The sequence below is a fragment of the Legionella spiritensis genome (genome assembly GCF_900186965.1).
Lineage (GTDB): Bacteria > Pseudomonadota > Gammaproteobacteria > Legionellales > Legionellaceae > Legionella_C > Legionella_C spiritensis.
In genome coordinates this window covers 706267-721914 of record NZ_LT906457.1, presented here as the reverse complement: position 1 = coordinate 721914, position 15648 = coordinate 706267, and the positions used below count along the sequence as shown (strand labels likewise).

Below are 15648 nucleotides of genomic sequence, written 5' to 3'. Positions count from 1 at the left end.
AATGTTAATGGATATTCGAAAAATTAAAAAACTGATTGAATTGCTGGATGAAACCGGTATTTCAGAAATTGAAATCAAGGAAGGAGAAGAATCCGTCCGTCTGAGCCGACATGCCTCCTACACCATGGACGCACATTCTCCGATGCGCCACGCTCCTGCTCCGGTCTACCACCACACACCAAATACCCCGGCCGCACCGCCTGCCGCGGCTGAAAAGCCGGCCGAAGAGGCAAACACGGGACACAAAGTCCGTTCACCGATGGTGGGTACCATGTACACGTCCCCGTCTCCGGAAGCACCTCCTTTTGTAACAGTCGGCCAGTCCGTCAAGGTCGGCGATACGTTGTGTATTGTGGAAGCCATGAAAATGTTTAATGAAATTGAGGCCGATAAAGCCGGTAAAATCGTTGAGATTCTGGTTGCCAACGGGGATCCCGTTGAATACGACCAACCTCTCTTTGTCATAGCATGAGGGGTTTAGGATGCTCAGTAAAATTGTTATCGCAAACCGGGGCGAAATAGCCCTTCGTATTTTGCGTGCCTGCAAGGAATTGGGAATTCAAACGGTAGCCGTTCATTCCGATGTGGATAAAGACCTGCTGCACGTACGCCTTGCCGATGAAACGGTCTGTATTGGCCCGGCCAGTTCGCAGAAAAGCTACTTGAATATCCCGGCCATTATTTCCGCCGCTGAAATCACCGACGCGGTCGCCATTCATCCCGGCTATGGATTTCTGTCTGAAAATGCGGATTTTTCCGATATCGTGGAGCAAAGCGGTTTTCGTTTTATCGGGCCAAGGGGAGATACCATCCGCCTGATGGGCGATAAAGTATCAGCCATTGCCGCCATGAAAAAGGCGGGGGTTCCCTGCGTACCCGGTTCAGACGGGCCTTTGTCGGAGGATGAAGCGCGTAATATGGAGCTCGGGCGACAGATTGGCTATCCCGTTATTATCAAGGCGGCAGGTGGCGGCGGCGGACGCGGCATGCGTGTTGTACATAGCGAAGCCAATCTTTTAAACGCCATCGCCCTAACCCGCAGCGAAGCCAAGGCGGCCTTTAACAACGCAACCGTCTATATGGAAAAATTCCTGGAAAATCCGCGTCATATCGAATTTCAGGTACTGGGTGACGGCAAAGGTAACGCGGTTTACCTCGGTGAACGCGATTGCTCCATGCAGAGGCGTCACCAGAAAGTCGTCGAGGAAGCGCCTGCCCCCGGCATTTCACCCGAGTTACGCGCTGAAATTGGCGAACGCGTTGTCAAAGCCTGCCGTGATCTGGAATATCGCGGCGCGGGAACCTTTGAATTCCTGTATCAGGACGGCTGTTTTTATTTCATTGAAATGAATACCCGTATCCAGGTGGAACATCCCGTCACTGAAATGATTACCGGCATCGATCTGATTAAAGAGCAGATAAAAATTGCCAGTGATTTGCCTTTTACCTTGAAGCAGGAAGACATTCATTTGCATGGTCACGCCATTGAGTGCCGAATTAACGCGGAAGATCCGAGGACGTTTATGCCTTCTCCCGGAACCATCCGGCTGCTTCATCAGCCCGGCGGCCCTGGTATTCGTTTTGATTCCCATATCTACAGCAGCTACGTGGTGCCGCCCCATTACGATTCGATGATTGGCAAACTGATAAGCTATGGCGAAACCAGAGCGGAAGCCATTGCCAGAATGAGAAACGCGCTTGATGAAATTATCATAGACGGCATCAAGACCAATATTGAATTGCATCAGCGTATTATGAAAGACAAGGCGTTTGTGGCGGGGGGCGCCAATATCCATTATCTGGAAAAGATGTTGAAGGAATAAAGTCGTGTGGTATCAGTTGCAAATCGAAATCTGTCACGGTGATGACGTTGAACGTCTGAGTGACTATCTGGAAGAGGCCGGCGCGTTATCTGTCACTCTTACCGACAAAAACGATGATCCGGTTCTGGAACCGGAGCCCGGCACGACGCCACTGTGGCCTGACGTTATTATCCATGCGCTTTATACGGAAAAAGAAGCGGCTGATCAGTGCCTGCAAGCCCTGTCGCCGCAATATCCCCATCTGCACTTTACCGTCCACGCCTTACCGGATCAGGATTGGGAAAGGGCGTGGATGGATGATTTCAAACCCAGGCGTTTCGGCGAACGCTTCTGGATTTGTCCTTCCTGGATAGAGCCACCGGAGCCAAAAGCCGTCTATTTAATCCTTGATCCGGGATTGGCATTCGGCACCGGAACCCACCCTACTACCGCATTGTGTTTACAATGGCTTGATCAGGCGGATCTGGCGCATCGCACCATGATTGACTATGGCTGCGGCTCCGGCATCCTCGCATTAGCCGCCTTGAAGCTGGGGGCGAAACACCTGCAAGCCGTTGACATTGACGAACAGGCCTTGACCGCCACCAAAAACAACGCCGATATGAATGACCTGTCAACCGGGCAATTGCATATCGGTTTTCCCGATTCCTTGCAGGCCGGCGTCGATATCCTGATCGCCAATATTTTGCTCGCCCCGCTACTGACCTTGCAAAAACGGTTTAAAACCTTGCTCAATCCGGAGGGAACCCTGGTCGTATCCGGCCTCCTTTCCGAACAGGCAGCCACTTTGATAGAAACATACCGCGATGATTTCGAGCACCGGCAAACCCTTCATCAGGATGGCTGGGCTTTATTGATTTTTAACCGACGATAATCATCCCTTGATTTGTCAACCATGGAGTACGTATGATGACTGACCTTCCGGAAATTGCCTTTTCCCCTCGCCGGGCTTTGTTAAGTGTTTCCGACAAACGAGGCATCGTTGAACTGGGTCAGGTTCTCACGGATCTTGGGGTGGAAATCATTGCCACCGGCAACACGGCCGTTGTCTTGCGTGACAATGGGTTGACTGTCACCGAGGTCAGTGACTGTACCGGATTTCCGGAAATGATGGATGGGCGAGTCAAAACCCTGCATCCGGCTATTCACGGCGGATTACTGGCGCGCGGAAAACAGGATAAAAAGGCGCTTGCTGAACAAGGGATCCGGCCCATCGATTTACTGGTGGTCAACCTTTATCCGTTTCAACAGACCATTAGCCATCCGGACTGTGATTTTGACAAAGCCATTGCCAATATCGACATCGGCGGGCCGGCCATGGTGCGCGCCGCCGCTAAAAATCATGCCCACGTTACCGTTGTGGTTTCACCCAACGATTATGATAATCTGACGACACACCTAAAAAAACAGTCCATGCCGGCCAGCTGGCCATTCGAGATGGCCAAAAAAGCCTTTGCCCATACAGCGGCCTACGATACGGCCATCACCAATTATCTAGGCACACTCAATGACGAGAAAATACCAAGCGGTTTTCCCGATACCTTCGGTTGTCAGTTTCACAAGGGTTATGATTTACGCTATGGAGAAAATCCACATCAGCAAGCGGTTTTTTACGTTGAAAAAAATCCTGCCACCGATTCGCTGGCCAACACCAGGCTTCTGCAAGGCAAACAACTCTCCTATAACAACCTTCTCGATGCCGACGCAGCCCTGGATTGTGTCAAATCCTTTGCCCTGGACAAACCAGCCTGCGTGATTGTCAAACATGGCAATCCTTGCGGCATTGCAGTGTCTGATACCCCGGTCCAGGCTTATTTACGCGCCTATCAGACGGATCCCGCATCCAGCTTCGGCGGCATACTCGCCTTTAATCAAACGGTAGATGACGATCTTGCCACCACAATTATTGAGAAGCAATTTGCCGAAGTCATCATCGCTCCGGCCTTCAGCGAGGCTGCAAAAACCGCTTTCGCCGCCAAGCCTAACTTACGAATTCTGCAAACCGGACCATTGAACCGGGAAACGGAATTCGAGTTGAACATGCGCCATGTCAGCGGCGGCTTGCTGGTTCAGGAACACGATCGTTTTCCGGCCAATATCGAGGAATTTCAGGTCGTCACGGAACAACAACCCGACGACAGGCAATTTCGGGATTTGTTGTTTGCCTGGGCTGCCGTCAAACATGTGAAATCCAACGCCATCGTGTTTGCCAAAAATCAGGCCACCATCGGCATAGGCGCCGGCCAGACCAGCCGGGTGATGAGTACACGAATAGGCTTATGGCAAGCGGAGCAGGCCGGTTTTAAAACGGAAGGCGCCGTCATGGCTTCGGACGCTTTTTTTCCCTTTGCCGACAGCATCGAACTGGCGGTCAAAGCCGGCATCACCGCCATCATTCAACCGGGCGGCTCCCTGCGAGACCAGCTGGTCATCGACGCCGCCAATACCGCCGGCCTGGCTATGGTTTTTACCGGCATACGCCATTTCAGACATTAATTTTTGGGCAATTTGCAAGCGGTCAGGAAAATTTTTTTCAAAATAGGGCACAAAATGCTGCTAATTAATCCATTTTTTGGTATTAATGGGATGGCCTAGTTCAATACGGAGATTATTATGGGATTCAAGTTACCAAATTTAACAACTTTTCTTAAAGAGATTTGCTCATTAAATGAGCAATATACGACGGAGAGAGCCAAGAAGGACGAGCAGCGTTATTTCAGCTTTTTACGTGGTCCTACTGATAACCAGGAAAGGCAAGGTGATTCGAAATGTATTGCCGGCATTGCCGAATGGATTAAAAATAATAAATTTGGCTACGATAAAATAGATACGTTCTTTAAAGGAAAAAATTATGCAACCGAGACAGCGCCATTCCTGAAAGAAGCGCTTGCCGGTGTACTAATTGTGGAATTGTTCAAAATATATGGTGTAAAGGATAACTATCGCACCGACAGTGCCCTGGGGCAGATCATACTGAAAGAATTAAATGTAAGTCGTTTAAGCGAGATTCCTTCAGAAGACATCACAAAATGTCTGCAAGCCGGTCAGCACCTCCTCCTAGTTATGAAGCAACATATGAGTTCATCAGAATCGTTGACATGGTTCGAAGAAGACAAATTTAAAGCGATAGGTGATAATATTACAAAAGGCTATGATCATTATAAGGTGGAAACGGCTTCACCGTCCCTTAGCTAGTACCACTTCCATTTAGTTTCGACAGGCGCCTGCCATTCCCGCGCAGGCGGGAATCTATGGCTAAATTGGCTCTGTGCTATATCAGGCATAAATTCCCGCCTGCGCGGGAATGACAAGAAATGGTACACTTTGTGCAATGCTACCTGTCAAAACTAAATGGAAACAGTACTAGGCTCCGTGAACAAAAATTTTCACAGCTACAAATACGGCTAATTGGCGCCATTTTTTTGCGAAAAGGCGGTAGCCCGTAAGGAGGCCTGAGGCCGTATTGCGGGTTTGATGTGCCAATCAGGAACGTTTTCCCGCATTACGGCTTCGCCTTCATGACGGGCTACAAGCAATTATTATTTGGTGTGCAACAATAGTTGCTTTGTTTTCGATCGAAAAAATTTGTTCACGGAACCTGGATTTGCATATAACTGTCATGTATCCCTCGCTTTTTTACCTGGTTAAGCATGAGAAGGCTTGCAAATGGGCTCCAGCAACGATGCGTCAATTCATTGCAGCCCGTCTTTTCTTGTGGTTACACCCGCCACTCAATAATGCTTAAAAATAATACCCGAATTACTGCCTTGAATTTAATCAAAAAAACGACGCGCCCTGGCTTGTCTGTATTGCGGTTTGGTCATTCATCAACTACATATTAAGATAGATTAATAACAAGCAACAATGAATGGACAATATTAAATTTAACCTGGAAAATAACGCGCGCCTGTTAAAAAGCAAGGTCAGCGGTTATGCCATTCTTGGTCTGGTTATTGCCCTCATAGCCATTTTTTCAGCGACCCTTGCCGTCTCCTATCAAATGACCGGGGCTATTTCTCTCCAGGGGATAATACAAGCGCAAAAAAGTAATATTGCCCTCATCATTCTTGACTTAACCCCTATCCTGTTTATGTTCTGGGGACAGTCTTTAAGCTCGGTTATGTCTTACACCGCAAGTGCCATGGTGATGGATCAAACCAATGAATTGCGAATGCAGACATCGGAACTTACCTTAAAGGCGCAACATGAATCCAGCCATGATGCCTTGACTGATTTACCGAATCGCGTCCTGTTTACCGATCGCTTGAATCAGGCTTTAACCGCCATGCGCGGAAGTGAAGGTAAAATAGCGGTAATTTTAATTAACATCAATAATTTCAAAGAGTTAAATGCCGGATTTGGGAGTTACAACTCCGACAGGATCTTAAAACAGTTCGCGCAGCGATTAAAGTGCACGATTGAAGAGCCTATGACCCTGGCTCGTATGGGAGGTGATGAATTTGCCATCCTCTATCCGAACGTAGAAACGGAAAAGGACATTCGTACTCTTGTAAAAAAACTTCAGAAAGCCATCGCCATTAATTTTGCCCTGGAAGGCGTGACCATAGATGCTACGGCCACCATTGGTTTAACCATGTATCCTGAACACGGCAAGGATGATGATACCTTGATTCAACGAGCCAATATCGCCGTGTATCACGCCAAGCAACATCACAAGGATTTTGTCATCTATCAGTCCTTTATGGAGCGAGAGTGTCCTAACAAACTGATTCTGATGAGCGAGTTGAAAAAGGCCATTGACAGCGAACAGCTTCTCGTTCATTTTCAACCCAAAGTTGAATTAAGTACAGGAAAAATAAAAGGCTGTGAAGCCTTGCTGAGATGGAATCACCCTACTTTCGGCATGATGAGCGCCGAGAAATTTATTCCAGTGGCCGAGCGAACGGGTTTGATAAAAACACTGAGTCAGTATGTATTGAAACACGCGATTGAGAGCGCCAGCACATGGCGTAAAAGCGGGATTGATATTGAATTATCAATCAATCTTTCCACCATTGACATTATTGACATTGAGTTGCCCTATACCATAGAAAGTTTGCTCAGTATTTATGAATACCCCGCCAGTCTTTTGAAAGTGGAAATTATTGAAAGCGCTTATTTGACTGATCATGATCGCGCGGTAGAAGTTATTAATCGGCTAGCCGCTCTGGGCGTTAAAATTTCCATTGATGATTTCGGAACCGGTTACTCTTCATTTATTTATCTGACCGTATTGCCGATTACCGAATTAAAAATAGATAAATCCTTTATTACCAGCATTCATGAAGACTCTAAAAAGCACAGTATTGTTGATGCGATCATCAAACTGGCCGGAGCCTTGAATTTAAACGTGGTCGCCGAGGGCGTAGAAAGCGAGCAGCATTTTTCCATGCTCAGGAGTCTGGGCTGCCTCTATGGCCAGGGATTTTACTTCAGTGAGGCCATTGACAGGGCCGGGATACTGGAACTGGTAAAAAATGAGAGCTATCTGCCGCTCAAGACCACTGAAAATCAGAATACCGCAAAAGTTCATATTGTCGGCACTTAAAGGGCGTTACTTCTTGATATTGCATTGGATTCCTCGCTCGATTAATGCCATTATTGAGGACACGCATTGCACAATAGTCAGGATATATTTTTTACAGGATCGATAACCTATGGCTCACGAACACTCGCCCACCTCAAACCATCATCATTGTCATAGCCCGTCAAACAATAACCGACAAACGCCTCAGCCGGATGACGATGAAACACTCATCTATACCTGTCCCATGCATCCGGAAATCCGGGAAACAAGCCCGGGAACATGCCCGAAATGCGGCATGGCGCTTGAGCCGGAAATTATCCGGAACATTGATGCAAAAAATCCCGAGTATCTTGATATGAGACGGCGTTTCTGGCTGGCGGTGACAGGTACCATACCGGTATTTATCCTGGCCATGATGGCCGATACGCTTTCCACAGCCATCCCCGCCCGCTATTCCGTATGGATCCAACTCATCCTGAGCACCCCTGTTGTTTTATGGTGCGGCTGGCCTTTCTTTCAACGAGGATGGCAATCGGTTCTAAACGGTCACCTGAATATGTTTACCCTGGTGGCCGTCGGTACGGGTGTCGCATGGCTATATAGCGTGATAGCAACCTTGTTTCCAGGGATTTTCCCCACCGCCCTGCTAACCCCGGAAGGTATTGTACCGGTTTATTTTGAAGCGGCCGCGGTTATCATAACCCTGGTTTTGCTGGGACAGCTCCTGGAATTAAAAGCGCGGGAAAAAACCGGAGGCGCCATTCGCGCCCTGCTCAACCTCTCTCCCATGACGGCGCATCGTATCGATGGTTCGGGTGATGAAGAGGAAATACCACTGGACAACATTGTTATTGACGATCTGTTACGGGTCAGACCCGGTGAAAAAATACCCGTTGACGGCGTTATTACCGAGGGACAAACCTCCATTGATGAATCCATGCTGACCGGTGAACCTATGCCCGTCGTGAAGGAAAAGCACGATTCCGTCATTGGGGGAACGGTGAATCAAACCGGCAGTTTCGTTATGAAAGCACAGCAGGTAGGCAACGATACGTTGCTGTCTCGCATTGTCAAGATGGTCGGAGAGGCCCAACGCAGCCGTGCTCCCATTCAACGTCTGGCTGACGTGGTAGCCTCCTGGTTTGTACCCGCGGTCATTGTCATTGCGCTGCTGGCTTTCCTCACGTGGCTTCTGATTGGTCCGCAACCGGCGTTAAGTTATGCGCTTATTGCGGCTGTTTCGGTGTTAATCATCGCCTGCCCCTGCGCGCTCGGACTGGCTACCCCGATGTCTATTATGGTTGGAGTCGGTCAGGGCGCGCGCCATGGTGTTTTAATCAAAAACGCCCAGGCGCTGGAACAATTAGAAAAAATTACCACGCTGGTTATTGATAAAACAGGTACACTAACCGAAGGTCGCCCTTCCTACAGTAAAATGATCACCATGGATTCGTTCAGGGAAGACGAGCTGCTGCCTCTGGCCGCGTCCCTGGAAAACAGCAGCGAGCATCCTTTGGGCAGGGCCGTAGTTACCGCGGCCAAAGAACGGAGCCTATCCCTGCAATCCGTCGATCAATTTGAAGCACATCTGGGGCAGGGCATTACCGGACAAGTGGGACAGCATCAAATCGCTCTTGGTAATGAAAAATTAATGAATAAACAGTCGGTTTCCTGTGAACCCTTGCTATCTCAAGCCGAACAGTGGCGCACTCAGGGAGCAAATATTCTATTTATGGCGGTTGACAGGCAATTAGCGGCCATTCTAATTCTTCAGGATGCCATTAAATCCAGTACTCCGGAAGCCATTGAACAATTAAAATCCATGGGCATTGATATTGTCATGCTAACCGGCGACAACCCGCGCACTGCGCAAAATGTCGGAAAAACGCTGGGTATTGATAAAATCATTGCCGATGTCCTGCCGGAAGACAAACATCGTCATGTAGCCGAATTGCAAACCGATGGCCACGTCGTTGCCATGGCGGGCGATGGTGTAAATGATGCGCCGGCCCTGGCCAAAGCCAATATCGGGATTGCCATGGCCACAGGCAGCGACATTGCCATTGAAAGTGCTGGCATTACCCTGCTGCACGGTGATTTGCAAGGGATCCTTAAAGCACTGCGCCTTTCAAGGTTAACGATGAACAATATCCGTCAGAATCTGTTTTTTGCGTTTGTCTATAACGCAATGGGCGTACCCATTGCCGCCGGCCTGCTCTATCCGATCAGCGGTTTGTTACTCAATCCCATGATCGCGGCCGCAGCCATGTCACTCAGTTCTGTCTCGGTCATCAGCAACGCCCTGCGATTACGCTGGAAGCGTTTGTGACGCTATGGACTTGGCTTCATCAATATGTATATACTTTGCGACCATGGTTCACTAAATTGCAACTTGCTACAGGATTATAATGACTCGCGATAGTAATTACCCTACCACTCAAACCGTTTTTCACCGGCGTATGCTGTTTTCCACCCTGTTATTGACTTCATTGGCCGGCCCCGTCGCTATATCCCCTTCTTTTGCCGATAAAACCAGTCACAGCGGCTCAAAGCAAGTCGAAAGGACAGCAAACAGGCTGGAATTTTCAGTACAAAACATCGTTGATCAGGGCGATAAAAAACAGGTGTTTATTAAACTTCGCGATACGTATGCCAATAAACCGATCACGCTCGCCGACTTAAAAACCGTGCATACCCAAAAAATTCATTTGCTGATTATTGACGACAGTCTGAGCGACTACAGCCATATTCACCCGACACCAACCCAAACACCCGGGATCTATGAATTTTCCTGGCAACCCAAGGTAGCAAAGGGCAACTACAACATCTGGGCTGATATCGTAACCAACGATACCAATCAGCAAGCCTTGTTATTATGCTCCCTGGCTAAATACAGTCCGCATGCCGCTGCCATTGATCGTAAACCATACATGGCCAGTAATGTGGACGGATTACAGTTTAACCTCACATTCAATGAACCAACACTCTTTACCGGAAAAGCGGCTATGGGTGACATCGTCATTAAAGACGCCCAGGGGAAACCCGTTAAAAATCTTGAGCCGATTATGGGTGCGTTTGCGCACATTGTCGGGTTTAGCGAGGATTTAAAAACGGTTGTTCATATCCACCCCATGGGGAAAGAACCCACCAAATCTTCCGACAGGGGCGGGCCGGAACTGCAGTTTCACATACAGCCGGAACAAGCCGGGTTTATTAAATTATTTGCGCAAATCAAAATAAATGGCAAGGAACTGTTCGTGCCTTTTGGTTTAAATATTGAGAAAGCAACCGGATACGCCTGATTGCCTGTTACCGATAGCATTGTTTCGGGTCGGGTTGTCAACACAACCCAACCCGAAACTCTGTCAAACCACCAGAACCAGGTTCCTCAGTCTTTAAGCAAGCCCAGAGATTTAACCGTATCACGCTCCTGGCGCAACTCGTTCAAAGTGATGTCAAATCTGGATTGGCTGTAATCGTTGAAATGCAATCCCTCAACAACTTCTATATGCCCACGTACCCGGCGGCATGGGAATGAGAAAATAAGTCCCTCATCAACCCCATACTCCCCTTTTGAACTCAAACACGTAGAGAAGGATTCATGATCCGGCGTGTCGTTAACCAGATTATTAACGCCGTGAATAATGGCATTGGCCGCCGAAGCTGCCGAAGACAAGCCTCGCGCTTTCAGGATGGCCGCACCACGCTGTTGTACCGTAGATACAAAAGTATCCTTAAGCCAGGCTTCGTCATCAATCACATTCGCCGCCGGCAACCCATTGATTCTGGCATTATAAAAATCAGGGAACTGGGTGGCGGAGTGATTACCCCAAATGGTCATTTTTTTGACTGCCGTAATATCGACATTCGCTTTTTTAGCCAGTTGGGTACGGGCACGTAACTCATCTAACGTAGTCATGGCGTAAAAACGCTCGTTTGGAATATCTCTCGCATGATGCATGGCAATCAGGCAGTTGGTATTGCAGGGATTACCTACTACAAAAACACGCACATCATCGGCGGCGTTATCGTTAATAGCCTGTCCTTGCTTCGTAAAAATACCACCGTTAATTTCCAGCAAATCGGAACGTTCCATACCGGCCTTGCGAGGCACGGAGCCTACCAGAAGCGCCCAGTTAACACTTTGCATGGCCTGATTCACATCGGCGGTGCACACGATATTTTTTAGCAAGGGGAAAGCACAGTCGTCCAGTTCCATGGCGACGCCTTCCAGCGCAGGAAGCGCCTGTTCCAGTTCCAGCAAATGCAACTCGACATCCGTATGTGGTCCAAACATCTGTCCGGAGGCGATACGAAACAGCAAGGCATAACCAATATGGCCGGCAGCACCTGTTATTGCGACTTTTACTCTATTATTCATTTTTATTTTCCTCTTTTAACCATTGTTTGACTAACAAAAGCGCGGCGATACTCCGGGCTTCAGAAAAATCAGGTCTTGACAGCAATTCCTCACTGGCACTGAGGGGCCATTCCATCACCTCGGGAGGTTCCGGCTCATCCCCGGGTAATGTCGCGGGATATAAATCTCTGGCTAAAACCAAATCAATACGCGCGCCAAAATAACCTGGTGCCAAGGTCACTGAACGAAGCCAATCAATCCGTCCGGCCGCATACCCGACCTCTTCCTGCAACTCCCTGTTGGCCGCTTCAGCAACGGACTCTCCCTGCTCAATCAATCCTTTGGGGAAGGACCATTCATAGGCGTCAATGCCCGCGGCATATTCTCGAACCAGAAGTATAGACTCACTGGCCGTAAGTGCAACAACTAATACCGCACCATGACCATGACTGCGAATACGCTCAAAGACCCGCTGCGCTCCATTGGCAAAACTCAAATGAAGCTGTTCAATAGTAAACAGATTGGTTTTGGCAACTACTGTTTTTTGTCTGCATATCGGTTTTTTTCGCATCCGCATCGCTCACCTTGTCTGGCCATAATAACCATCGTTTTTGTGGCTAAAACGCTATCATGATACTATTGGCTCATTCAACAAGCCAACCTGTTTTTTGCAACGATGATTCCGACTTCCTTATATATCCACATTCCATGGTGTGTCCGCAAATGCCCTTATTGTGATTTCAACTCCCACAAACGGCCGGATACATTGCCGGAAGAACAGTACATCCAGGCTCTGCTTGAAGATTTCAGCAATGATTTACGCCAATACCAGCCGCAAGAGATACATACCATCTTTATTGGCGGTGGTACGCCCAGTTTGATGTCCGGAGAATCTTACGCCGAATTGCTGCACCGGCTGCAACAACTGGTCGCGTTTTCTCCCGACATTGAAATCACGATGGAAGCCAATCCGGGAACCATGGAGCAGCAGCGCTTTAAAGAATATCGGCAGGCAGGCATAAACAGGCTGTCTCTGGGCATTCAGAGTTTTAACGCCGGACATCTGAAAGCGCTGGGGCGAATTCATGATGATTTGCAAGCCCACCGCGCTATTGAAATGGCACGATGGGCCGGTTTTGACAATATAAATCTGGATATCATGCACGGCCTGCCCGGTCAATCGGTTCAGGGCGGCATAGACGACTTGCAAACAGCCCTTGCCCATCACCCCGAACATTTGTCATGGTATCAGCTAACCCTGGAACCCAATACCGTATTTTACCGGCAACGCCCTTCCCTGCCCTCGGAAGACATCACCTGCGACATGGAAGAAAAGGGGTTCGCCCTGCTGGCAAAACATGGATACGAGCGTTACGAAATTTCAGCGTTCTGCCAACCGGGCCGTGCGGCGCGCCACAACCTGAATTACTGGCTGTTCGGTGATTATTTCGGGATCGGAGCCGGCGCTCACGGAAAACTGTCCCCGGACAAAGACACCGTTTTTCGAACCCGTAAACACCGTCAGCCGCAAAAATACCTCGCACCGGAACAGCCGTTTCTTATTGAACGGGAAAAAATCGGGCAAGGCTCACTGGCCTTTGAATTCATGTTGAACACTACCCGCCTTGAGCAAGTCATACCTTATACGCTGTTTCCTGCGAGGACAGGACTGCCCTTGCAGGTTATACAGGCTCGTCTTGAACAGGCCGCGGCAACGGGATTGATCTCACTGCGGGAGAAAGGATGGCAAATTACCGAGCTTGGCCGCCGATACACCAACGATCTGCAAACCCTGTTTCTTCCGGAGTAAACCCGGCATAAATTATTTCCCCAGGTTCTGTGAACCACATTTTCGCAAAGCGAAAATGTGGTTCATTGAGTGCCATTATATCTTTGAATGAGGCGAATAGCGGATTCTATTTAACGAATTCAAAGACATAATGGCGCCAGTTAGCCGCATTTGCAGCTGGGAAAATGTTGGTTCACAGAATCTAGTCTCAACCCTTCACAATTTATCCTTAATATCTGATAATGATGATCGTTCCTAAGCTGGGAGGCATCATGGTTGATTTTTTATTATTTTTGCTGGTTGTAGCTATTGGTTATTTATTCGGCTCCTTCAGTTCCGCAATTATTGTCAGCCGCGTATTCTCCCTTCCTGATCCACGCGTTGGCGGTTCAAAAAATCCCGGCGCAACCAATGTACTCAGGCTGGCTGGAAAAAAATACGCGGTTCTCGTACTGATCGCCGATGTGTTAAAAGGCGTCATTCCCGTGGCCATCGCCCGATTATTTGACGTAAGCCCGTTAACGCTTGGCTTTGTCTGCTTTGCCGCGGTCATGGGTCATATCTATCCCGTATTCTTTGGTTTCAAGGGTGGAAAAGGAGTCGCCACGGCAATCGGAGCGCTTTTTTGCCTGAATCTCATCCTCGGGGGAATGGTCATTGCGACCTGGCTAGTCGTAGCCAATTACAGCCGTTACTCCTCCCTCGCCTCCATGACGGCCATAACACTCGCTCCCGTCTACTCGGCCTTTACCATTGGGCAAGTTGATATTATCGTTCCCCTGTTCTTTATCGCTGTTTTTATCCTCTTTCAGCACCGCAATAATATTACCCGACTTATTGACGGCGAAGAGCCCAAAATTCTCTTTCGCCAGGGCTCTGAAAACAGCATTGCCGACCAGTTAACCCAGCCTGAAACCAAAATATTGACCAGCGACGAAGTCCAGGAAGAAAACCCCGGGGAAAAACCGCAACCGCAACGCCATAAAAAAACCGTCAGGAAAAAAACAACCGGCAAAAAAACCGCCGAGCCGAAAAAACCGCAAACAGCAAAAGACGTAAACCCGAAAGAATAAAGTGAAGACACCTCAGGCGAGGGGCCAGCGAGCCTTGACATCTATGGCATGGCCGCTGTCCGCACGCCCGGCCTGGAAATGGAGAAATCCCGCAAAGGCGATCATCGCGCCATTATCCGTACAATATTCCGCCCTCGGGAAATAAACCTCCCCCCGTGTTTCCTCCATCATGGCAAACAACGAATCCCGTAATGCCCGATTCGCTCCAACTCCCCCGGCAACAACCAGCCGATCAATCGCCGTTTTTTCCACGGCTCGCCGGCATTTAATCAGCAGTGTATCAATAATGGCCTGTTGAAAGGCGTGGGCAATCGCCATTTTCGCCTCATGATCTCTGGTGCTGTTGTTCCAGGTGGTCATCGCATGTGTTTTAAGGCCGCTGAAACTAAAATCCAGGCCCGGCCTGTCCGTCATGGGTCGTGGAAACGGAGAAAAATGCCGCCGTACTGAAACGGGACATTGATCCGCGAGCTCGGCCAATCCGGCTCCGCCCGGGTATGGGATCCCCATCAATTTTGCCGTTTTATCGAACGCCTCACCCACCGCATCGTCGAGGGTATCACCCAGCAAACGATAGTCCCCGAGACCACGTGCCTCGATAAGCTGGGTATGGCCGCCTGACACCAAAAGAGCCAGAAAGGGAAAATCAAGCTCCGGGGTATCGAGCATGGCTGCCAGAATGTGCGCTTCCAGATGATGGATGGCCAGGGACGGACGGTCCAGGCTAAAAGCCAGACTTTTTGCCAAACAGGCCCCGGTCAGCAACGCGCCAATCAAACCCGGACCGGCCGTGTAAGCAATTCCGTCAATAGCGGACGTATGTAATCCGGCCTGTTCCAATACGTCATCCAGAAGAGGAATCAGATAATTGACGTGATCACGGGAAGCCAGTTCCGGAACCACCCCGCCATACAGCCGGTGAGTGGTAATCTGGGAATGCAGGGCATGTCCGACAAGACCGCGGTATGAATCATAGAGAGCTATCCCTGTTTCATCACAGGAGGACTCAATTCCTAAAACAAGCATCAGTACCTCAAGGTATCATGACTAAAAATAAGACACTATTGTATAACGAT

13 protein-coding genes are annotated in these 15648 nt (G+C 49.0%); 10 read left to right on the top strand and 3 right to left on the bottom strand.

Going from position 1 to position 15648, the window contains the following annotated elements; translation table 11 throughout:
* Window positions 1-7 precede the first annotated feature (7 nt).
* The 8 genes from accB (at window position 8) to CKW05_RS03300 (ending at window position 10652) form a co-directional block, all read left to right on the top strand.
* Window positions 8-472 (top strand): acetyl-CoA carboxylase biotin carboxyl carrier protein, encoded by a 465-nt coding sequence (gene accB, locus CKW05_RS03335; RefSeq protein ID WP_058482298.1) that lies wholly within the window; start codon window positions 8-10, stop codon window positions 470-472.
* A 10-nt stretch (window positions 473-482) separates the two neighbouring features.
* Window positions 483-1823 carry an acetyl-CoA carboxylase biotin carboxylase subunit gene (gene accC / locus CKW05_RS03330; protein WP_058482277.1) on the top strand — a complete coding sequence of 447 codons (1341 nt, stop codon included), beginning with the start codon at window positions 483-485 and terminating at the stop codon, window positions 1821-1823.
* 4 nt (window positions 1824-1827) lie between these two features.
* A complete protein-coding gene (gene prmA / locus CKW05_RS03325) occupies window positions 1828-2697 on the top strand; it encodes a 50S ribosomal protein L11 methyltransferase (protein ID WP_058482278.1) in 870 nt (289 codons plus the stop codon).
* Window positions 2698-2729: 32 nt separating this feature from the next.
* A complete protein-coding gene (gene purH, locus CKW05_RS03320) occupies window positions 2730-4319 on the top strand; it encodes a bifunctional phosphoribosylaminoimidazolecarboxamide formyltransferase/IMP cyclohydrolase (RefSeq protein ID WP_058482279.1) in 1590 nt (529 codons plus the stop codon).
* A gap of 117 nt (window positions 4320-4436) precedes the next feature.
* Window positions 4437-5018: a hypothetical protein gene (locus tag CKW05_RS03315; protein ID WP_058482280.1), complete on the top strand. Its 582-nt coding sequence runs from the start codon at window positions 4437-4439 to the stop codon at window positions 5016-5018.
* Between the two features lie 673 nt (window positions 5019-5691).
* The gene (locus tag CKW05_RS03310; protein ID WP_058482281.1) at window positions 5692-7371 is read left to right on the top strand and encodes a putative bifunctional diguanylate cyclase/phosphodiesterase; all 1680 of its coding nucleotides are present in this window, start codon (window positions 5692-5694) and stop codon (window positions 7369-7371) included.
* 109 nt (window positions 7372-7480) lie between these two features.
* Window positions 7481-9679 (top strand): copper-transporting P-type ATPase, encoded by a 2199-nt coding sequence (locus tag CKW05_RS03305; protein ID WP_058482282.1) that lies wholly within the window; start codon window positions 7481-7483, stop codon window positions 9677-9679.
* 79 nt (window positions 9680-9758) lie between these two features.
* The gene (locus tag CKW05_RS03300) at window positions 9759-10652 is read left to right on the top strand and encodes a hypothetical protein (protein ID WP_095140563.1); all 894 of its coding nucleotides are present in this window, start codon (window positions 9759-9761) and stop codon (window positions 10650-10652) included.
* Between the two features lie 86 nt (window positions 10653-10738).
* Here the strand turns inward: CKW05_RS03300 and CKW05_RS03295 are convergent, their stop codons facing one another.
* Both CKW05_RS03295 and nudE read right to left on the bottom strand, forming a co-directional pair.
* A complete protein-coding gene (locus CKW05_RS03295) occupies window positions 10739-11731 on the bottom strand; it encodes a malate dehydrogenase (RefSeq protein ID WP_058482283.1) in 993 nt (330 codons plus the stop codon).
* Entirely contained in the window at window positions 11724-12287 is a 564-nt protein-coding gene (gene nudE, locus CKW05_RS03290) for an ADP compounds hydrolase NudE (RefSeq protein WP_408606981.1), read from the bottom strand. Before nudE ends, CKW05_RS03295 begins: the two co-directional genes overlap by 8 nt.
* Window positions 12288-12386: 99 nt before the next feature.
* On the opposite strand from nudE, the gene hemW reads away from it, so the two are divergent.
* Both hemW and plsY read left to right on the top strand, forming a co-directional pair.
* Window positions 12387-13520, top strand: a complete 1134-nt coding sequence (gene hemW / locus CKW05_RS03285) for a radical SAM family heme chaperone HemW (protein ID WP_058482285.1) — start codon at window positions 12387-12389, stop codon at window positions 13518-13520.
* Between the two features lie 251 nt (window positions 13521-13771).
* Window positions 13772-14572: a glycerol-3-phosphate 1-O-acyltransferase PlsY gene (gene plsY, locus CKW05_RS03280; RefSeq protein WP_065238358.1), complete on the top strand. Its 801-nt coding sequence runs from the start codon at window positions 13772-13774 to the stop codon at window positions 14570-14572.
* Between the two features lie 12 nt (window positions 14573-14584).
* Here plsY and tsaD read toward each other — a convergent pair whose 3' ends face one another.
* Window positions 14585-15598, bottom strand: a complete 1014-nt coding sequence (gene tsaD / locus CKW05_RS03275; RefSeq protein ID WP_058482286.1) for a tRNA (adenosine(37)-N6)-threonylcarbamoyltransferase complex transferase subunit TsaD — start codon at window positions 15596-15598, stop codon at window positions 14585-14587.
* Window positions 15599-15648 lie beyond the last annotated feature (50 nt).